Origin of the sequence: Sphingomonas sp. PP-CE-1A-559 (assembly GCF_004340965.1) — a bacterium.
Lineage (GTDB): Bacteria > Pseudomonadota > Alphaproteobacteria > Sphingomonadales > Sphingomonadaceae > Sphingomonas.
The window spans coordinates 333,341-353,692 of sequence record NZ_SLYA01000004.1 but is presented as its reverse complement, the minus strand read 5'-3'; the positions used below and the strand labels follow the sequence as shown (position 1 = coordinate 353,692).

General features: G+C 64.1%; 16 protein-coding genes and 1 tRNA gene. 7 read left to right on the top strand and 10 right to left on the bottom strand.

What is annotated here, in order from left to right:
- The first annotated feature begins 18 nt into the window (after positions 1 to 18).
- Positions 19 to 95: transfer RNA gene (locus C8J42_RS15105), tRNA-Met, on the top strand.
- A gap of 966 nt (positions 96 to 1,061) precedes the next feature.
- On the opposite strand, the gene rlmJ is transcribed toward C8J42_RS15105, so the two are convergent.
- On the bottom strand, positions 1,062 to 1,892 hold the full coding sequence (gene rlmJ / locus C8J42_RS15095; RefSeq protein ID WP_133020692.1) for a 23S rRNA (adenine(2030)-N(6))-methyltransferase RlmJ: 831 nt from the start codon (positions 1,890 to 1,892) through the stop codon (positions 1,062 to 1,064).
- Positions 1,893 to 3,116: 1,224 nt separating this feature from the next.
- Between rlmJ and C8J42_RS15090 the strand changes: the two genes are divergently transcribed.
- On the top strand, positions 3,117 to 3,299 hold the full coding sequence (locus C8J42_RS15090; protein ID WP_056065371.1) for a hypothetical protein: 183 nt from the start codon (positions 3,117 to 3,119) through the stop codon (positions 3,297 to 3,299).
- Between the two features lie 523 nt (positions 3,300 to 3,822).
- On the opposite strand, the gene C8J42_RS15085 is transcribed toward C8J42_RS15090, so the two are convergent.
- The 3 genes from C8J42_RS15085 to C8J42_RS15075 all read right to left on the bottom strand — a co-directional run bounded on the left by C8J42_RS15085 (position 3,823) and on the right by C8J42_RS15075 (position 6,676).
- Positions 3,823 to 4,188, bottom strand: a complete 366-nt coding sequence (locus C8J42_RS15085; protein WP_120301199.1) for a DUF4440 domain-containing protein — start codon at positions 4,186 to 4,188, stop codon at positions 3,823 to 3,825.
- A gap of 713 nt (positions 4,189 to 4,901) precedes the next feature.
- Positions 4,902 to 6,080, bottom strand: coding sequence for an acetyl-CoA C-acyltransferase (locus tag C8J42_RS15080; protein WP_133020691.1), 1,179 nt, complete (start codon positions 6,078 to 6,080; stop codon positions 4,902 to 4,904).
- 137 nt (positions 6,081 to 6,217) lie between these two features.
- Entirely contained in the window at positions 6,218 to 6,676 is a 459-nt protein-coding gene (locus C8J42_RS15075; RefSeq protein WP_120301255.1) for a MaoC family dehydratase, read from the bottom strand.
- A 97-nt stretch (positions 6,677 to 6,773) separates the two neighbouring features.
- On the opposite strand from C8J42_RS15075, the gene putA reads away from it, so the two are divergent.
- The gene (gene putA / locus C8J42_RS15070; RefSeq protein WP_133020690.1) at positions 6,774 to 9,857 is read left to right on the top strand and encodes a bifunctional proline dehydrogenase/L-glutamate gamma-semialdehyde dehydrogenase PutA; all 3,084 of its coding nucleotides are present in this window, start codon (positions 6,774 to 6,776) and stop codon (positions 9,855 to 9,857) included.
- Between the two features lie 358 nt (positions 9,858 to 10,215).
- Here the strand turns inward: putA and C8J42_RS15065 are convergent, their stop codons facing one another.
- A complete protein-coding gene (locus C8J42_RS15065; protein ID WP_120301196.1) occupies positions 10,216 to 11,391 on the bottom strand; it encodes a mechanosensitive ion channel family protein in 1,176 nt (391 codons plus the stop codon).
- 11 nt (positions 11,392 to 11,402) lie between these two features.
- Positions 11,403 to 12,359, bottom strand: a complete 957-nt coding sequence (locus C8J42_RS15060) for a DNA topoisomerase IB (protein WP_133020728.1) — start codon at positions 12,357 to 12,359, stop codon at positions 11,403 to 11,405.
- Between the two features lie 182 nt (positions 12,360 to 12,541).
- On the opposite strand from C8J42_RS15060, the gene C8J42_RS15055 reads away from it, so the two are divergent.
- Complete coding sequence (locus C8J42_RS15055; RefSeq protein WP_120301195.1) at positions 12,542 to 13,105, top strand: type 1 glutamine amidotransferase domain-containing protein; 564 nt, start codon at positions 12,542 to 12,544, stop codon at positions 13,103 to 13,105.
- A gap of 86 nt (positions 13,106 to 13,191) precedes the next feature.
- On the opposite strand, the gene C8J42_RS15050 is transcribed toward C8J42_RS15055, so the two are convergent.
- The 3 genes from C8J42_RS15050 to C8J42_RS20180 are packed head-to-tail and all read right to left on the bottom strand — an operon-like array spanning position 13,192 to position 15,735.
- On the bottom strand, positions 13,192 to 14,220 hold the full coding sequence (locus tag C8J42_RS15050; RefSeq protein ID WP_333960680.1) for an acyltransferase: 1,029 nt from the start codon (positions 14,218 to 14,220) through the stop codon (positions 13,192 to 13,194).
- Between the two features lie 23 nt (positions 14,221 to 14,243).
- Positions 14,244 to 15,587 carry a putative O-glycosylation ligase, exosortase A system-associated gene (locus C8J42_RS15045; RefSeq protein ID WP_056065347.1) on the bottom strand — a complete coding sequence of 448 codons (1,344 nt, stop codon included), beginning with the start codon at positions 15,585 to 15,587 and terminating at the stop codon, positions 14,244 to 14,246.
- On the bottom strand, positions 15,580 to 15,735 hold the full coding sequence (locus C8J42_RS20180; protein WP_165895506.1) for a hypothetical protein: 156 nt from the start codon (positions 15,733 to 15,735) through the stop codon (positions 15,580 to 15,582). Before C8J42_RS20180 ends, C8J42_RS15045 begins: the two co-directional genes overlap by 8 nt.
- Before the next feature lie 100 nt (positions 15,736 to 15,835).
- Between C8J42_RS20180 and C8J42_RS15040 the strand changes: the two genes are divergently transcribed.
- From C8J42_RS15040 to C8J42_RS15030, 3 genes are all read left to right on the top strand, one after another.
- On the top strand, positions 15,836 to 17,044 hold the full coding sequence (locus tag C8J42_RS15040) for a TIGR04063 family PEP-CTERM/XrtA system glycosyltransferase (protein ID WP_056065344.1): 1,209 nt from the start codon (positions 15,836 to 15,838) through the stop codon (positions 17,042 to 17,044).
- Entirely contained in the window at positions 17,044 to 17,850 is an 807-nt protein-coding gene (locus tag C8J42_RS15035) for a hypothetical protein (protein ID WP_056065341.1), read from the top strand. The genes C8J42_RS15040 and C8J42_RS15035 overlap by 1 nt, the downstream gene beginning before the upstream one ends.
- A 104-nt stretch (positions 17,851 to 17,954) precedes the next feature.
- Complete coding sequence (locus C8J42_RS15030) at positions 17,955 to 19,523, top strand: MFS transporter (RefSeq protein ID WP_133020689.1); 1,569 nt, start codon at positions 17,955 to 17,957, stop codon at positions 19,521 to 19,523.
- Between the two features lie 249 nt (positions 19,524 to 19,772).
- Here the strand turns inward: C8J42_RS15030 and C8J42_RS15025 are convergent, their stop codons facing one another.
- On the bottom strand, positions 19,773 to 20,309 hold the full coding sequence (locus C8J42_RS15025) for a superoxide dismutase family protein (protein WP_133020688.1): 537 nt from the start codon (positions 20,307 to 20,309) through the stop codon (positions 19,773 to 19,775).
- Between the last annotated feature and the right edge of the window lie 43 nt (positions 20,310 to 20,352).

The window sequence follows — 20,352 nt, the reverse complement described above, 5'->3', positions numbered from 1 at the left end:
TTCCTCAACAGGAACCGTCGCGGGGTGGAGCAGCCCGGTAGCTCGTCAGGCTCATAACCTGAAGGTCACAGGTTCAAATCCTGTCCCCGCAACCAACTCTAAATATACCATAACCGCCCGGGACATCCTGAGGCGACTCTTTGTGTTTGTGATCCAGCGCATAGTGCCAACATCGAAGTACGCTCCCGCACAGATCGATCGCGAGATCGCCGCCTTCCGGCGTCAGCACCACTGCCTCGATGAGCGCGCGCAACCGTTCGAACGCCTGCGCTCTCAGCGCCCCGTCCTCAAAGGCCGCGGTGATCTGTTTGACCTTCTTGGCATAGACGCGACCGAGGTTGGTGAGCAGTAGTTCGGCATCGGTCGATGCGGCTTGAGCATCGTTCTGCTCTGCAACCGGAATTCTGCGCCGTTCAGTCCAAATCTCATCTCCTGACCAACATTGCCGCGACGACGGCCTTCAGGATAGCCTCCTCGGTGGCACTATCCGTTATAAGGCGCGGTGCGTTCGCCATTGCCGTCGTGCACGATGCGCTTTTCAACCGTAGGAAACCGCCGGAATATTTTCCATCGCGCGCCGACGGGCCGCGCATCTCGGGTCTTGTCGCTAGTTGCGCTCAGTGTTCGGCGTTGATGGTGCAGATCATACCGATATGCAGCGGGGTCGCTACGTCATTCCTGTGCGTCGCGAGCATGATGCCATGAAATAGAAGGCCATCGAACAATGTCGGACATCGGCCTGACTGCGCGACAACCGGTCCATCGCATCGGCGTAGACGATGACGACGCCGCCTGCCGAAACGGCCGCCAGCAGCGCACTCTTTTCGCGAGTACCACAGCAGACATCCATTCATGTCGGCCTACGCATCGACAAGCGGCCTTTGAAGGGCAGGAAGTGAGGTTTGGTTGCCGTTCGCAGGACCGTGGATAATCGACTATTTTTCGAACAAAACAGACCTGTCAGCTCGCCGCGAGGAACACGGACGACAACCAGCGAGAGTCACCAGCAAAGCTCTGACAGCGAACGATTCCTTCCGGAGAGGGGGCATTGCAGATTTACTTTAATTGCCCAGCCAATCGGTAGTGATCTCGCCCCTGTGTCCCTCCGGGGCTAGCACGGTGCGCAGGGCTTCCAGGAGAGGTGGTAGGGCCTGCGTGAAAGCGTAGGGCGGATTGATGATATAGAGGCCCGCGCCATTATAAACGCCGGGTTGATCGCCATCGTACAACCAATGCTCCACCCCCAACATTTTTGGGATGCCGAGCTTGCGTAGCTGGTCCTTCCAGCGCCAATGCGTAGTGCGGTCTTTCAGTGGATACCAGATCACTGTCACGCCGTGCGCCCATTTGCGGTGAGCAACGGCGAGGGTGGCTGTGATACGTTCGCGTTCGTCGGGCTGCTCGTACGGCGGGTCGACCACCACCGCGCCCCGGGCGGTTCGGGGCGGCAGCATCGCCAGCCAAAGCTCGTAGGCGTCGCGCTCATGCACAGCAGCGGACGTGTCGCGCATCGCTCTGCGCAGAGTCGAGGCGTCCTGAGGATGCTTTTCGTTCAGAATTAGGAAATCCTGTGGACGTAGAAGTTGCGCCAGTATCCGCGGCGAGCCGGGATAGGAGTGTAGCTGGGGCCCCACATTCACCGCCTGTACGGCGGCGCGGTAGTCCCTCAACAAGGGGTTCGGATCAGCTAAAGCGCGCAGCACGCCCTGCGCGGACTCGCCGGTACGTTGAGCGTCCTCGCCGTCAAGGTCGTACAGGCCGCAGCCGGCATGGGTGTCGATCAGAGTCAGCGCGCCCTGTTTTTGCTGCAAGGCCTGTACAAGGGCAATCAGCAGGCTGTGCTTCACGACATCGGCACTATTGCCAGCATGGAAGGAGTGCCGATAATTCATTGCGATTCAAAATCCTGACAATCTATTTTGATGCGTACTGCTGGGCTCTGTTGCTGAGCACGAGGCGACCGGAGTAGCTGATCGAGTGCTATTATGAATTCGGGCGGCAACCTTCAACGCACTTCTGCGCGAGGCTTCGAGCCCCCGTTTGTGGAAGGGAAGGGGGCTTGGGGATGGCTTTCGCCTGATACAATGCGCTGTGTCGGGGCAATAGACGTCGTCTGCGCGAAGCAGTCATTCGATGGTTTACGCCCGACTTCAGGACCACCGCGCTACTGGCGAAAGAAGTTCGAGAGCAAGAAGGGGCGAACACGCGCGCTCGGTCAGAATTGTTGAGACGGTGTCATTCAGTCGGCAGGGCATCAACGGAAATCTGCCGGTGGGTGGCGCGAAACGCGGCCTACCGCGGCTGGTAGAGATGTCGATCGTCAAGGTCGAAGAGGCGGCAAAGGCATTCTCGAGTCACTCGCTGCGCGTGAGGGTTACGCGGGATTGTTTGTGGCCGGTGAGGATGGCGTGGGGATTGCCCAAGCACCTCTTTGATCGGCGTCGTCGACGGCACTTGCTAGGGGCGGAAGCTTGCCGCGGACAGCAATGTCGCAGTGCGCGCGTGTTGCTGAAGCTCACAAGTTGATCGCCGCCTTGTCCAACGCCTTATGGCACAGACAGTGGTCTTGGACACTGCCGAGGAAACCGCCTCAGGAGGACATCGGAGAGAGTTCCGCCATCAATCGAGGTATCCCCTTTTCGCGTCCCGCTTGCGCGCAGCGTAGTCGCCTGCCCCCTCCAGACGATGCGGTTATCGCGGTGTACCGAGACGCTCACCTCGAGACGGGGCACGATCAGACCGTACGATTGATCCGGTCGGCGCGCCGGCAATCGCATTCAAACTCGGCGAGTTCGCGGCGCCGAACCTGCTGGCAGCGATCATAAGTTGCTTCCTCGGCACCGGTCATTCGGCGCGGTCGACGGCAACGACGGCGATGAGGTATTGTTCGAATCTGATGTCCCCGCCGGTCCAGATATAGCCGGCGCGATACGCGTTGGGGCGCCAGGTGGTGCCCGCGACGGGCGGTATGACGGTGTTCGATCTTGCGGGGATCAGCGTTTGGCTTGGCTGTCGCTGATAAATGAGGGCGACCGCTGTCTAGCACCTGCGATACGGTTCTGTACAGAGGCTGTGGCCGCGGCTTCTAGCGGTTTTGCTTTGCAAGGGCTTGCCGCATGATCGAAGCGAGCGAGTTCGGACTACCGGCGCCGACCTTCGATCGACGGGATGACAGCGACGACCTTGGCTTCTGCGCGCGCCTGGGTTTAGTCACGCTCAGTAACAAGGTAGCTGTCGCCGCACTGACCAGCTCGATCGTAGCTGGCGGGCAGGTGCTTGACCTTGTGTCGATCTGGTAGCCATTTGCTGAATGAGACCGCCTATGCCGAGGTGATCAGCCACGGCATAAATACGGACGAACTTGCGGCCAACTCCCGCCTAGACAGGTGCTGCGTCCAATACCTCAACGATGTGTCTGATTTGTCCGAAGAGGATGCGTGCTACGATAACGCGCCGATATGTGTAGGCGCTCAGTATGTGCAACACTTGCTAGCGGTACTACGCCACGTCGTCGCGTGATGAAGCCAGGGGCCATAGCCATCATAAGCTTTTCGAAACCGCCGCTTTCCAACCAAGGCCGCGGCAGTCTGGTGCGCTGTAAATACACTGGCCCATGCTTCGGTGGCCCGCGTTTATCTGAAAACGGCGGGGTTCTTGGATATCACGATGTCTCTACTCACCGACGGCTGCCTAGGCGATTCATTCGCAATAATCGGTTGCGCCTGAGGCTATGGGAATTACTCCAGCAACAAGGCGGCCGCCCGCCATTTAATCCGTTGCGCCTGTTACGAGCATGTACCAGGCGCAGCAGTGACCTAGTGGTCAGGCCTCGACGCTGGCGGTCAAGGGGGGTGTTTGCTGGTGTTGAACGACCAGCCAATCATCGTGTCCCCGCATCCGTAAGGTCGAGGTGCAGTGTGCTTCGTACTTCTCGTCGCCGTTCGCGCACCGCACGGTGTAGGCAACGACGATCAGGCCCTCCTGAGGGCGTGACACTCGCCGGTCTGACAATTCTACCGAAGCCCAGTCGGGCGTCGCTTTGACGGCGTTCTTCGCTTCCTGTCCCTGGAAAACATACGGCGGACGGGGAAGGACCATGATGATCTCCTCGTCTATCCGCTCCTGATAATGCTCGTCGCTGGCATCCCATAGGCTGCCTTCGAATTCCCACACGCGCTGGTCGTCCATTCTATCTCTCCTTGGTAGCTCAAGCGCGGAGGATGGAAGACGGTTCCGGCGTTTTGGTGCTATCGCGCCGATATTCGTCGGCGTGTCAGGCCAAACGTTTTCGATAAATGAGGCCCCTAGCGTTGATGTGAGAAACCTTCGGCTTCAATTTCAAGGGGGGGCGATCGGCTGATCAATGAAGGATCATCGTTGCCTTGGCGCAGACCGTCAGGTGCTCTCGCATCGCCTTCAGAAGAGGTGCGATCCTTGGGGGGATGCAGCAGTCCAATCCCTATTGCACGAGTAGAAGCCGTGGGTTCCGCCTGGGTAGACCACGCGGTGCGCGGCGTTGCTCGTTGGCTACCGACTCTTATGCATGAGCAGGCTGTCGTCCAGCAGCGGATCTATCCGATACTGAACAGATTCTGGGGGCTTAAACAGAGCGAAGCATCCTTCCGCTGCCAGTGCCCTCGCGTTGCAACGGTCGCTATGGCGCGAACTCTCGTTGGGGTTAGTCTAAAGAAGGTACCGGCCTGCCGGACGTTACCATTCAGCAACAGATTAATTGGACAACTTTGCAGTTAAAACTAGTTTCTATGCGCGAGGAAGGTCGACTGCGCAAAGTTGCAGGACGTATTGAGCAGAGCTATTAACACAGCCGGTGCCCATACGGGAAAGACGATGGATGCAACGCCGGTATAGTGCATGCACTATACCGACGTTGCATTTTAAGGTCACAGCACTTCGAACAACCCGGCTGCGCCCATGCCGCCGCCGACGCACATCGTCACTACAACATACTTCGCGCCGCGACGCTTGCCTTCGATCAGCGCGTGGCCGGTCGCGCGGGCGCCGGTCATGCCGTAGGGGTGACCGATCGAGATCGCGCCGCCGCTGACGTTGAGCAGTTCGTCGGGGATGCCGAGGTTGTCGCGGCAATATAGCACCTGCACCGCGAACGCCTCGTTCAGCTCCCACAGGCCGATGTCGTCCATCTTCAGGCCGAAGCGCTTGAGCAGCTTGGGGATCGCCACCACGGGGCCGATGCCCATCTCGTCGGGTTCGGTGCCGCCGACCGCCATGCCTACATAGCGACCGAGCGGCTGGAGACCGCGCTGCGAGGCGATCTTCTCTTCCATCAGTACCGACGACGACGAGCCGTCCGAGAGCTGCGACGCGTTGCCCGCGGTGATCGTGAAGTCGGGCCCCATAACCGGCTTCAGCGACTGGAGTCCCTCCAGCGTGGTGTCGGCGCGGTTGCCCTCGTCCTTGGTGATCGTTACGTCCTTGTACGTGACCTCCTTCGTCTCCTTGTTGACGATGGCCATGTTGGCATCGACGGGGACGATCTCGGCATCGAAGTAGCCGGCAGCCTGTGCGGCAGCGGTGCGCTGTTGCGACTGGAGCGCGTAGGCATCCATCGCGTCGCGGCTGATACCATAGCGCTTGGCGACGACCTCGGCGGTCTGCAGCATCGGCATGTAGACGTCCTCGTGCATCGCGATCAGCTGGGGATCGGGGGCGACGCGCATCTGCGGGGTCTGGACGAGGCTGATGCTCTCGACGCCGCCGCCGATCGTGATGTCCATGTTGTCGGTGATGATCTGCTTGGCCGCGGTGGCGATCGCCATCAGGCCGGAGGCGCACTGGCGGTCGACCGACATGCCCGAGACGGTGACGGGGAGACCGGCGCGCAGCAGCGACGTGCGGGCGATGTTGCCGGCCTGATGCCCCTGCTGGAGCGCACACCCGAAGACGACGTCGTCGACTTCCGCGCCGTCGATGGCGGCTCGTTCGACCGCGGCCTTGATCGAATGCGACGCGAGGGTTGGGGCGGGAGTATTGTTGAAGCCGCCGCGATAGGCGCGGCCAATGGGGGTGCGGGCGGTGGAGACGATGACGGCTGAACGCATGGGTATTCCTCTTCTTCACTCCCCTCCCGCATGCGGGAGGGGTTGGGGGTGGGCGCCCGGCATGAGCGAGCGGAGCAATTGCGGAGAGCGGCAGCCCACCCCCCGGCCCCCTCCCGCAAGCGGGAGGGGGAGAAGCATCAAACAAAAATCTGGCTGATCCATTCGGCGATCAGGGCGGGCTTTTCCTGGCCTTCGATCTCGACGGAAAACGCGTTGGTCTGCTGCCACTGGCCGGGTCGCTTCTCGTCGAACGAGAGCAGCTTGAAGCGGCCGCGTACCTTCGAGCCCGACCGGACCGGCGTCAGGAAGCGGACCGAGTTGCCGCCGTAATTCACGCCCATCTTCGCCCCCTCGATGGTCGGCGCGTCGGGCACCTTCGATGACAGCAACGGCATCAGCGACAGCGTCAGGAAGCCGTGCGCGATCGTGCCGCCGAACGGGGTCTGCGCCGCGCGGACCGGATCGATGTGGATGAACTGGTGATCGCCGGTCGCGTCGGCGAACTTGTCGATCATGGCCTGCGTGACCTCGACCCAGTCGGAAACCGTCTCGGTGCCGATGCGCTGCTGCATCTGCGCGGTGGTGATCGTCGCCACGGCATTCCCCTCAAAGCTCATTTGGCGCTAAGCGCTGAAATGTCTCTAGGCGTACAGGCGAGCGGATCGCAAGCCTCACCCAACCGGAAGCTGGAAAATGTCGACTGCCGTAACGTCCCATGCCCGCGATATCATGGCAAAGCTGTACCGCGCGAGCGAACCCGATGTTCTAAAACCGCTGCTCGACCGCGCCGCGCTCGATTCGGAGTCGCGCGAGCGGGTGATGGGGCATGCGCTGGGCCTGCTCGCGGACCTGCGGGCGGCGCAGAGCAAGGGCTGGGTGAACCAGTTCCTCCAGGAATATCGGCTCAATTCGTCGGAGGGCGTCGCGTTGCTGTCGCTGGCGGAGGCGTTCCTGCGCGTGCCGGATCCCGAGACGGCGGATCTGCTGATCGCGGACAAGCTTGGCGACGCGGATTGGCGCGCGCATGCGGGCAAGTCGAATTCGAAGCTCGTCAATTCGGCGACCTGGGGGCTGGTGGTCGGCCGCGTGCTGGTTGGCGAGGGATCGACCGGGCCGTTGCGTCGCCTGATCAGCCGCGCGGGCGAGCCGTTCGTGCGCCAGGCGGTCGGCGCGGCGATGAAGATGATGGGCGAGATCTTCGTCATGGGCCGCACCATCGACGAGGCGATGAAGCGCATGCGCCGGCCGGAGAACAAGGGCTTCACGGCGAGCTTCGACATGCTCGGCGAGGCGGCGCGGACGCATGCCGATGCGCAGCGATACTTCCAGGCGTATGTCGGCGCCGTCGATGCGGTCGGGCGCGATCCGGCGGCGGGGCACTCGATCTCGGTCAAGCTGTCGGCTCTGCACCCGCGGTACGAGGTGGCGCGGTGGAGCGAATGCGTGCCTGCGCTGACCGAGATGCTGGAGGCGCTGGCGGTGCAGGCGGCGTCGAAGGGCATCGCGCTGACCGTCGACGCGGAGGAATCCGAGCGACTAGAGATGAGCCTCGACATCATCGGCACGGTCGCTGGGCTCCCGTCGCTGAAGGGTTGGGACGGGTTCGGCATGGCGGTGCAGGCCTATGGCAAGCGCGCGCGGCCGGTGATCGAATGGGCGAATGGGCTGGACCGCGTGATGAACGTGCGGCTGGTGAAGGGCGCGTATTGGGATAGCGAGATCAAGCGCACGCAGGTCGAGGGGCTGGCGGACTATCCGCTGTTCACGCGCAAGGCAGCGACCGACGTGTCGTACCTGGCTGTGGCGAAGGACATGCTGGCGGCGGAGAATATCCGGCCGGCGTTCGCTAGCCACAACGCGCTGACGGTCGCGACGATCATGGAGTGGGCGGGCAACTCGCGCGACTTCGAGTTCCAGCGGCTGCACGGGATGGGCGACGGGCTGTACGAGCGGCTGGTGCAGGAGAATGGCTATCATTGCCGGGTTTACGCGCCGGTTGGCGGGCACCGTGACCTGCTGGCGTATCTGGTTCGGCGGTTGCTGGAGAATGGGGCGAATTCTAGCTTCGTGCATCAGTTGGCGGACGAGCGACTGACCGAGGCTGAGATCCTGGCGGATCCGGTGGCTAAGATCGCCGCGGTCGGGGGGAAGCGGCATCCCAGCATTCCGTTGCCGGTGGATTTGTTCGGGGCTGGGGGGCACCGCAATTCCGCTGGGTTGGATTTGAGTGATGTTGGGACGCTGGAGGCGACGGTGCGGGCCGTTAATTCCCCCCTCCCGCAAGCGGGAGGGGCCGGGGGTGGGCTCGCGCTATCGTCGGATGCTGAGGCTGGCGTTGGGCGTTCTACTGCAAACGGTAGCGTCGGGGGTGAGCGCGTGCCCACCCCTAGCCCCTCCCGCTTGCGGGAGGGGGATCAGGTTGTGGCTGCCATTACGCGTGCGCATGCGGCGTTTCCGGGTTGGTCGACCACCCCGGTCGACGAACGCGCCGCTTGCCTCGAACGCCTAGCCGACCTGCTCGAGAAGCACCGCGACGAACTCATGGCGATCTGTGTGCAGGAGGCGTTCAAGACGATCGCCGATGCGATCGGCGAGGTGCGCGAGGCGGCCGATTTCTGTCGCTATTACGCGCAGCAGGCGCGGTTGAACCTGCATCCGATCGAGCTGCCGGGGCCGACGGGCGAGCGGAACACGCTGCATATCGAGGGTCGCGGTGTCTGGGCGACGATCGCGCCGTGGAATTTTCCGCTGGCGATCTTCCTCGGACAGACGGTGGCGGCGCTCGTCACGGGCAACACCGTGGTCGCCAAGCCTGCACCGCAGACTCCGCGGATCGCGGCGCGTGCGGTCGAGCTTGCGCACGAGGCTGGCGTGCCGGTCGATGCGCTGGTGCTCGTGATCGGCGGGCCGGAGGTCGGCGCGGCGCTGACCGCGGACGTGCGCATCCAGGGCGTCGCGTTCACCGGGTCGACCGCGACGTCGCGCAAGATCGCGCGGTCGTTGCTCGACGACGAGACGCGGCCGATCGTGCCGCTGATCGCGGAGACCGGCGGGATCAACGCGATGATCGTCGATTCCACCGCGCTGCCCGAGCAGGTGGTGGCGGACGTGATCGCGTCGTCGTTCCGGTCGGCGGGACAGCGGTGCTCGGCGTTGCGCTTGCTGCTGGTGCAGGAGGATATCGCGGACGGCGTGATCGAGATGCTGTCGGGGGCTATGGAGACGCTGCGGATCGGGCGGTCGGGCGATCCCGCGACCGATGTCGGGCCGGTGATCGACCAGGCCGCGTATGACCGGCTGATGGCGTATCGCGAGAGCGTGAAGGCGAAGATCGTCAAGACGCTCGACGCGCCCGCTGACGGGTTGTTCGTGCCGCCGACTCTGGTGCGGATCGGTGCGATCGAGGATCTGAACCAGGAGTGGTTCGGGCCGATCCTGCATGTCGCGACGTGGGAGGCGGGGAAGCTAAGCGAGACGATCGCTCGGGTGAACGCCAAGGGTTACGGCCTGACGATGGGCCTGCACAGCCGTATTGCGCGCGCGGCCGAGGTGATCGAGGCCGAGGCTGCGGTGGGGAATTTGTATATCAACCGGTCGATGATCGGGGCGGTCGTGGGGTCTCAGCCTTTTGGGGGCGAGGGGCTTTCGGGGACCGGGCCTAAGGCTGGCGGGCCTCGGTATTTGTACCGGTTCTGTGCGGAGCGGGCGGTTTCGGTGGATACGACGAGTGCCGGGGGGAATGCGACGTTGCTGTCTTTGGATGAGGGTGGGATTTAGTCTCTCCTCAACCGGACACGGCCTACGCGTGGGTCACTTGTCGAGCACCTCCCCGGCGGAGGCCGGGGTCCAATTGGGGAACTGTGCTGACGACCGTCGCGCTTCGTTACTGCGACCTCGCCAATTGGGCCCCGGCCTTCGCCGGGGAGGTGTTGGGGCGTGGCGGCGAGCTCTTTATGTCCAGCTTGTCTCGGCCGACGTGATTTCACGGTATTCTAGCAAGCATTGTTTCCCCGCGAAGGCGGGGACCCAGACTGGGCTCCCGCCTTCGCGGGAGAACAAGGTAGGGTAGGGCTGCCCTAACTGGCGCGTACATTCCGAAGCCGAAGGCGAAGGCGTCGAGCGGCCGGGTAGATAATCAGGCGGGTGTTGCTTCCGCCTCCGCCCGTCGCCCCTCAGGATACGGCATCACCACCGAGCCATCCGGTGCGGCCATCATATTCACCTGGGTTGGGAAGGCGATCTCGATCTTCTCGTCGTTGAACCGCTTCAGGATGGCGATCCCCACCGCCGTCCGACCGTCGTAGAAACTCGCATAATCCGGGCCCTTGCTGTCGAACTGGACCTCGAAATCCAGGCTCGACGCGCCGAAGCCGGTGAAGCCTGCGCGCGTGAAGATCTTGTCGTTGGCTTCGACGATCTCCTTCAGCATCGCGGGGATGCGCGAGCAGACTTCGGGGGGTGTCGAATAGGTGACGCCAATGACGAACTTTGCGCGGCGATGGTTGCGCTGCGTGTTGTTGAGGATTTCCTTGTTGAGGAGGTTCTTGTTCGAGATCACGCGCTCCTCGCCGTCGATGCCGCGGATGCGGGTCGATTTGAGGCCGATCGCCTCGACGCTGCCCGAGGCGGTGTCGTAGCTGATCGAATCGCCGCGGCGGAACGGACGGTCGAAGATGATCGCGAGCGCGGCGAACAGGTCGGCGAAGATGCCCTGTGCCGCCAGGCCGATCGCAATGCCGCCGACGCCTAAGCCTGCGACCAGGCCGGTGACGTTGACGCCGAGATTGTCGAGTACCACCACCAGCGCGACCGCGAACACCACGAAGGTGACGAGCAGGCGGATCAGGCCCATCGCCGAGAGCAGCGCTTCGCCCGAATAATGCTCGGACTGCGTACGGTGCTCAATCGCGCCGAGGATGATCTCGCGGACCCAGACGGCGGCCTGAAATACCGCGGCGACGGTGAAGAGGAAGTTGATCGTCGTTGCGACTTCGCCGGGGGCGGCGGAGTACCCGGCGACCAGCTTGGCAGCGAGCATTACGATGAAGAAATTGCCGGTGCGGGCGATCGCCTTGCCGACGACGATGCCCCAGCCGTTGAGCGCACGCGGGCGTTCGCAGAGTTTGCTGCCGAAGCGGCGCGCGGTGTGGAGCGCGACGACGATCACCGCACCGATCCCGAACGCGATCAGGATCTGCAGCCAGTATGCTTGCACCCACGCAAAGCTTGCGGTGACGAAGCCCTGAGCCTGATCGCCGACGTCGCCCGCGTCGAAGATCGGTTGCTTGGCGGCGGCAGTGGTATTGGTCATGGAAATACTCGTCAGGCCGCTTTGGCCAGTGTGGCAACAGCGGGCGTGCCGGCTTCGAGGAAGGTGATCAGGCCACATTCCTCCCGGCTCATGTAGCGCTTGGCGCGCGGAAGGCGTAGCGCCTTGCGGAAGGTCGATTGCCCGGTCTTCACCAGCGCGATCAGCGACGGGTGGACATAGCTTTTGCGCGCGATCGCGTGGGTGTTGCCGAGCCGCGCGACGACGGGTTCGAGCATCGTCTTGAGGCTGAGGTCGCGTTCGGCCGACGCAAGTGCCTCGAACGCGGCGACGCTGGCGGCCCAAGTGCGGAAGTTCTTGGCGGTGAAGTCGGTGCCGGTGACGTCGCGGATGTAGCAGTTGACGTCGGTCGAGGTGACCGGGTGCGCGACGCCGGCATCGTCGAGCCATGCGAACAGATGCTGTTCGTCGAGGTCCTGGCATTTCTTGACGAAGCTGCTGAGCGAGCGGTCGGTGATCTTGAGCGTCCGCATCTTGCCGGACTTACCTTTGTACTGGAGTTTCAGCGTCGAGCCCTTCACCTCGCCGTGACGCTTGCGCAACGTGGTGGCGCCGAAGCTCTCGTTCGCCTCTGCGTAAGCCTCATTGCCGATGCGGATATGACCGCCGTCGAGCAGGCGGATGACCGCAGCGACCGCGCGTTCGCGGGTCAGCGAGCGTTTGCGAAGATCGGCCTCGACCGCCTTGCGGATCTTGGGGAGCGCGTGGCCGAAATCGGCGCAACGCTCGTACTTGGCGGCCTCCTGCGCCTCGCGGAAGCCGAGGTGATAGCGGTATTGTTTTCGCCCCTTCTCGTCCCAGCCGACCGCCTGGATATGGCCGTTGGGCTTGGGGCAGAACCACGCGTCACGGTAGGCGGGGGGCAGGCCGACCGCGTTCAGCCGGTCGATCTCGTCGCAGTCGGTGATGCGTTCGCCTTTGGCATCCCAATAGCCCCAGCCGTTCCGCATCTTCTTGCGGGTGATGCCGGGCCTGGAGTCGTCGGAATACACGATCTTGGTGGGCAATGCGGTGGTCCCTCGGAGGCGCCTGGATCGGGCTATCTCTGCAAATGTTCGGGAAGGCGCATCGTTCCGGAACGAGGCGGGCTGCGCTTGGTTGAGGGGGCACGGGATTTCACTGGAGACATGACATGGCCGATCTTTCCCAAGCTCGCGTATTGATGCTCGCTGCCGATGGTTTCGAGACCGTCGAACTGTTCGAACCGCGCAAAGCGCTGGAGGCGGCGGGCGCGAAAGTGACGCTCGCGTCGATCAAGACCGACCCGATCCAGGGCATGAAGGGCGACATCAACAAGGCCGAGACGGCAACGCCCGACCTGACGCTCGACGAGGTCGATACCGACGATTACGACGCGCTGGTGCTGCCGGGCGGCGTCGCCAACCCCGACACGATGCGCCAGCAGGAGCGCGCGATCGAGATCATCACCGAGTTCATGGAGGACGGCAAGATCATCGCCGCGATCTGCCATGCGCCGTGGCTGCTCGCCGAGGCAGACGTGATCGACGGACGCCGCGTGACGAGCTTCCCGTCGATCCGCACGGACCTGGAGAATGCGGGTGCGGACGTGGTGGACGAGGAGGTCGTGGTCGATGGCAATTTGATCACGAGCCGCAAGCCGGATGATATTCCTGCGTTCAACAAGGCGATCATCGACGCGCTCGAGGAAGAACTGGCGGACGAGCCGGTCGACTGATTCTCGAGGGCGGCTCTTCCTTGTTCTCCCGCGAAGGCGGGAGCCCAGTCTGGGTCCCCGCCTTCGCGGGGAAACAAGGGGGCGGTCTAGAGCCTGTTGAGCCAGCGCTGAGCGGGGCGCTCTATTAGGTGATAGAGGGCGATCGAGGCTAGCAGGACTGTTGCGAGATAGAGCGCGATCTTCGTAGGCGATACCGCCGTCGCGTCAGCAACTAAGACGAGTTTGAACGCCTTCCATAAGATGAAGTGGCTGAGATAGGTCGCGTAGCTAGTCTCGCCGAGATAGTGCGTCCATCTCAGTTCGAACGGGTTACCGGGCTTGTCGGCGGTCAATGCCAGCAGCAGCAGGATCGCTGCAAATAGTGCCGGAACGGCCAGCGTTTCCGGCGTGCCGGCGATCCAGCCTCCTGCGAAAAGCACAGCCACCAGTGTCGCCCATACCGGGGCGCGCAAGACGCCACGCCAGCGCAACCACAACGCGCAGACGATGCTGCCCGTGGTGAACTCCCCTAGGCAGCGTAAGAGGCCGTAGCGCGGGATGTCGGTGCCGAGCGTCGGCGCATTCATCGCTAGGTGCAGGCCGACGAGGAAGCCGCCGGCAATTGCCAGTAACGCCCAGCTCGGCAAGCGCCGCCAGTCCACCGCCATCACGAGCAACGGAAACAGCAGGTACGCACCTAGTTCGGCGCTGATCGACCAAGCCGGGTCGTTCCAGGCGAGGTGATGCGTGAAGCCCCAGTTCTGGATCAACAGGATGTGGAGCGGCAATTCCGGGAAGACGAACTGCGGATCGCTGCGGCCGGTTGCGCGGAGCATCAGGGCCAATACGACGGCGCCGCCTAACGTGACCAGATGCAGAGGCCAGATACGGGCGATGCGTTTTTGCAGGAAGCGCGGAATGCTTGCCCCACCGTCATGGGCCCCGGCGGTACGAATGCGGTCGGACCAGGTCAGCCAGATTACAAAGCCGGACAGCAGGAAGAAGAAATCGACCGCCAGATAACCTTTGGCGAAGACGTCGCGCACACCGCTGGGCAGCCCCGCGATCGACAGGCGGATGTGATAGAAGACGACGAACCATGCGGCGATCCCGCGCACGCCGGTCAGCGCGCGCAATTCGTGAACCGGTGTGCGATCCGTCATGCTGGAGATGGCACGGCACGGCGGCGCATCGGCCGGAAGGACTGTTCGCTTTGTTTGCGCGCCAGATACGTGTCGAGACCTATCTGTGCGCCGATGAGCATGTAGATGAACGGCTGGAACGCGATCGCGATGAACCCTGCGCCGAGCAGGTAGACGATGTGTCCGCTTTGCAGCGCGGCTGCGAGCGGTCCGGCCCAGGCAAATTCCCCGTCCGGATCGCGGTAGCGGCGACGGATGAGCTCCATGCGGACGATGCCGATCAGGTTGATCGCGAGCCATATCGCAAGGCCGGGATAGCCCTGCTCGCCGAGCATCTCGAAATAGGCGCTGTGATACGCGCGGGCCTTGTCGACCTCGACCTTGGGGGCCTCGGCAGCGCCGGGCGTGGTCTTCAAATCGTAGCGGATGTGGTTGCCCAGATACGCGTTGAAGCCCCCGCCGAACGGGTTCGCCTTCGCGTATTCGATGGTCCATTTCCATACCGCGAGCCGCGTCGAGGCGGACTCGTCCGCGTCATAGGTCTTGATGGTGTTCATGCGGTTGGTGAAGGTCGAGGGCAGGAACGGGATCGCTGCCAGCCCCAGCACGCCGAGCATCGCCAGATACGCGACCTTGCGCTTCACGTTGCGGATCGACAACAGCGCAAGCAGGCCGATGCACAGCAATCCGGTGCGCGTCGACGTGCCGACCGGGATCAGCAGGCAGGCGAAGACGAGCGCGAGGCAATAGGCCTTCACCCGCCAGTCCGGCCTGAAGATCGTCCCGTGATGTATGAACCAGACGATGATCGGGACGATCGCGATCGCCACCGCGCTGATCGTGCTGCCCTCGTACAGGCCTGAATTATTGTCGACCATCAGGTTCAACTGACCGTAACCGCCGCCGCCGCTGGCGATCGTCTTGATGCCGCCGACGACGATGATCGACGATGCGGCGAGGATCATGAACAGCAGCAACGCCTCGATCCGGACGCGCGTGCGCAGTGTCAGGGGGAGGAAGGCGGCGAAGGCGAGCGCCTTCCACACCCAGTCCCATTTCTCCTTGGCCTCGACCGGGAAGTCCGCGGCGATCGTCGTGCCCCAGCAATAGAGCAGCAGAAGCACGATTAGCACCTGTCGCCCACCGACGCGCGTGTCGCGCTTGTCGTCGGCGAGGATCCACCCGCCGACCGCCAGCGCGACTGCGATCAGCGAGATCGGCACGCTGTTGAGTAGCAGGTAGGTAAGCCGCTGCGGCGATACGATGTCGATATAGACATAGACGAGCACGAGCAGGAACGGCCGCTTGAACCCCATTCCGAAGAACGCGAGCAGGAACGCGATGAACGCGAGGTCACGCATCGTGGTGGGGTTTCTCGGTGGACTTGCGCTTCGAATCCGAAGTGTCGTGCGGGCTCGGCTCGCGATCGAGGTCGGGCCGCTTGAGCAGCAGGAACGCGGCGAGCATCATCAGCCCGTGGCTGAGGCCGAGCGCGAGATTGTCGATCATGGGTACGGCCTCCTTTCCGAATATGCGGACATCACGGAATCGTCTGTACGTATAGTCGGTTGACGCGCCGTTAAGCGATCTGTGGCAGACGGCATCCACGATGCGTATCCTTCATATCCTCGATCATGGCCTGCCGCTGCAAAGTGGCTACACGTTCCGCACGCGGGCGATCCTCAAGGCGCAGGAGGCGCTCGGCTGGACCGTCGCTGCGGTAACCGGCCCGCGGCATGGTGTCGCGCCTGCTTCGGTTGAGTCGGTCGACGGGCTGACCTTCCACCGTACGGATGCGGGCTTGAAGCCGGGGCCGGTCGGCGAGGTCGTCGGGATCGCGGCGTTCGCCAAGCGGATCGAGGCGGCGGTCGATGCCTTCAAGCCCGACATCCTCCACGCGCATTCGCCGGTGATCGATGCGCTCGCCGCGTTGATCGTCGCGCGGAAACGCAAGCTGCCCTTGGTGTACGAGATCCGCGCATTCTGGGAGGATGCGGCGGTCGGCAACGGGACGGGCACGGCGACATCGTTGCGGTATCGGGCGACGCGGGCGCTGGAGACGTGGGCGGTGCGGCGCGCGGATGCGGTTGCGGTGATCTGTGAGGGCCTGCGGGGCGACCTGATCGCGCGGGGAATCTCCGGGGACAAGATCATGGTCTCGCCCAACGGCGTCGACCTCGACCTGTTCGGCAACGCGCCGCCGCGTGACGATGCGCTTGGGGCTGAGCTGGGGCTCGACGGTGCCGACGTCGTCGGGTTCATCGGCAGCTTCTACGATTATGAAGGGCTCGATGACCTGATCGCAGCGATGCCCGCGCTGGTCGCTGCGCGTCCCAAGGCGCGGCTGGTGCTGGTCGGCGGTGGGCCGATGGAGGCGGCGTTGCGCGCGCAGGCACAGGCATCGCCGGTGGCGGATGCGATCCGCTTCGTCGGGCGCGTCCCACATCAGGAGGTCGAGCGCTATTACGGGCTGGTCGACATCCTCGCCTATCCACGTAAGAGAATGCGCCTGACCGATCTGGTCACGCCGCTGAAGCCGCTGGAGGCGATGGCGCAGGGGCGGCTGGTCGCGGCGTCGGATGTCGGCGGGCACCGCGAACTGATCCGCGACGGCGATACGGGCACGCTGTTTCCGCCCGACGAGCCGCAGGCGATCGCGGATGCGCTGGCGGGGATGTTCGCGGATCGCTCGGGGTGGGACGAACGGCGTGCACGGGGGCGTGCTTTCGTTCAGGAAGAGCGTAACTGGTCGTCAAACATTCGCCGTTATGCTCCGGTCTATGAACGGCTGATCGCGGCCGCGGTGCGGGAAAACTAATGGCAGAGTTTGCTCTTCGGACTTTGCAGCGTGGCAATCTGAATCGTCTGGTGCCGATCGTCGGTGCGATTGCCGGGGGCGTGATCGCGGCGGTGGGCGTGATGCTGTCGTCGGGCGATGCGCTGGAGGCGCTAGTGTCGGACACGGGTATAGCGGCGCTTATCCCGATGGCGGCGCCACCGCTCGGTGCGACTGCGCGCGCGATCCTCGCGCTGGGGGCGGGGGCGTTGGTCGCGGCGATCCTGTGGTCGTCGCTGTATTTGCTGTTCGGGCCGGGTGGGGTGTTTGCCGGTGCGCGACCGCGGGAAGACGGCGTGCCGGTGATCCGCCGCGCCGACGCGCATCCCGACGCGCCACCGCGCAAGCCTATGTCTGCGGCCGATCTCGGTACGCCCTTGATGGAGGTCGGCGTTGCGGGGTCGGTCGATGGGGCCGCGCGCGATGAGCGGACCATTCCCGCCGACCTCGACCTGCCGCTCGCCGCCTATGATCCGAAGGCGATGCGGCCGGTGCCGATGGAGCCTGCCCGGCCGGTCGCGCCGTTGACACCCCCGACGATGGTCGCGCCGGTGATCGAAATGTCGCCGACCGCCGAGGCGGACACGTTCGTGACTGCGCCCGTGCCGAAGCCGGTCGAGGCGCCGGTCGTCGAAACGTCGCAAACGGTGGAGGAGGTCAGCGCGCCGACGCCGATCGCCCGGCCTTTGCGTGCGCAGGCCGAGCCGACTACGCCGCCGACGATCGAGACGCTCTTGCAGCGACTGGAGCAGGGGGCGCTGCGTCGGGGGCGGATCGGGTCACACTGAGGTAGAGGCGCACCGCTCGCCTGGCGTACCCGGGCCTGCCGAAAGCGCTGTTTCTCTCTTCATAGCTCTGATACCCATAGCTCGAAAAACATCGGGGAGGGATCATGGCGAACGCCGAAACCGTTATGGGCGAGCCGGAGAAAGGTGCATCGCGCTACGCTTGGTACGTGTTGTCGATCCTGTTCCTCGTCTACGTCCTGAACTTCGTCGACCGGCAGATCATCTCGATCCTGGCGGAGGACATCAAGCGCGACCTGGGGCTCAAAGATCAGGATCTCGGGTTCCTGTACGGTACCGCGTTCGGGGTGTTCTACTCGCTGTTTGGCATTCCGCTGGGGCGGCTGGCGGACAATTGGCACCGCGTCAGGCTGATGACGATCGGACTGTCGCTCTGGTCGGTGATGACCGCGCTGTCGGGCTTTTCGAAGACCGGCGGGCATCTTGCCGCGGCGCGGATCGGCGTCGGGATCGGCGAGGCGACGGCGAGTCCGTCGGCGTATTCGATCATCTCCGATTATTTCCCGAAGCGGCTGCGGGCGACGGCTTTGTCGATCTATTCCGCTGGATTGTACGTGGGCGGCGGCTGTTCGTTGTTCATCGGCGGGCTGATCGTGCAGGGCTGGAACAAGGCCTATCCGGGCGGCGGACCGCTCGGGCTGGTTGGCTGGCAGGCGGCGTTCATGGCGGTCGGCGTGCCGGGGCTGTTGCTCGCGGTCTGGATCGCGACGTTGAAGGAGCCGATCCGCGGGCTGGTCGAGGGTCTGCCCGAGCCGGAGAAGCATGCGGCGCCGTTCCGCGCGTTCGGGGCCGAACTGGTGACGATAGTGCCGCCGCTGACCTTGATCGGCGCGGCGATGGGGGGAGCGCGGGCGCTCGGCTATAATCTGGTTGCGCTGGCAGTCGTGGTCGCGGCGGTGTCGGGGCTGGTGGCAGCGGGTGAACCGTGGCCGCAATGGGTGGCGATCGGGATCGGCGTGTATGCGGTGTTCTCATGGGCGTCGGCGCTGAAGCGGCGCGATCCGCCGACCTTTGCGCTGATCGTCGGGACGCCGGCGTTCCTGTGCACGGTAGTCGCGTACGGGTTGAACGCGTTCCTGAGCTATGCGGCGAGCTTCTGGGCGGCGCCCTATGCGTTGCGCGAGCTGGGTGCGACGCCGGCGTCAGCGGGGTTCATGATCGGCAGCCTCGGCGCGACCGCTGGGTTCCTGGGGCTGACGATCGGCGGCGTGGTGTCGGATCGGTTGCGGCAGCGCAATCCGGCGGGGCGGTTGTGGGTGGTGATCTTCGGCGCGGTAGTGCCGGTGCCGTTCCTGATCCTCGCCTTCACCGCGTCGACGCCGACCGCGTTCTATGCGGGGATATTCCTGGCGCAGTTGACCGCGTCGTGCGCGCTGGGCGCGGCGGCGGCCACCACGCAGGACATGGTGTTGCCGCGGATGCGGGGGACGGCGACGGCGACGTTCTTCATCGGGACGACGCTGATCGGGCTGGCGCTTGGGCCATATATGGCGGGGCGGGTGTCGACGCTGACCGGGAGCTTGTCGATCGGTATGCTGTCGTTGCTGGTGGTGACGCCCATTACGCTGGCGTGCGCGGTGGCGGCGTATCGGTTGGCGCCTGGGGCTGAAGCTACGCGGGAGGCCCGCGCGCGGGCCGTGGGGGAGGCGGTTTAACCGCTCCTGTTGACCCTATCCCGGCCACCCTCTTCCGTTCGTGCTGAGCGATGTCAAAGTACCTACGCTTGGGGCATGCCCTTCGACTACGCTCAGGGCGAACGGGGAGGGGCAGGTCAGTGCGAGAGAAATGTGCTTCGATGAGCCCTCGATACGCCGACTTCGGCGAGTACTCGGTCTCTACTCAGCACGAACGGAAATTATACAAGCGAACGCGCCCCTCCCGAAGCGTCAGAAGGGGCTACACGCTTACCCCGCCTGGAACACTCCGCAGGCGATCCGCCCGCCGCTGTTACCGGCTGGGTCGGTCATCAAGTCGTCCGGACCCGCATGCACCACGAATGCCGAGCCGTCCGTATCCATCAAACCCGCCATCGTCGCGCTTGGGACCGTGATCCCGATCGTGCCGCGACCGTCGGTGCCGATCACGAGGTTGGGCAGGTCGCCCTCATGCGGGCCCTGCGGGTTCATGCTGCCATGCTTCATGCCGGTCGGGTTCCAGTGGCCGCCCGCGGTCGTGAAGTCGGGGGCGTCGCAGCGGCCGACCATGTGGATGTGCGCGCCATGCGTGCCGGGGGGCATCGCCTTCGCGTCGAGCGTGAAGCGGAGGCCGCCCGCGACTTCGGTGGCGGTGGCGCGGCCGACGTCGGTGCCGGTCGCGGTCTGGAGCGTGGCGGTGGCGCGCTGGCCGCCTGCGACGGGTGCGCCGGTCTCCATGCCAGTCTTCTCGCAGGCGGTCAGCCCGATCGTCGCCGCGCCGAGCAGTGCCAGTGTCGCAATCCGCATAGTGTCTCTCCCTGTTGTCTCTTGGCGAACCCTTGGCCGTGGC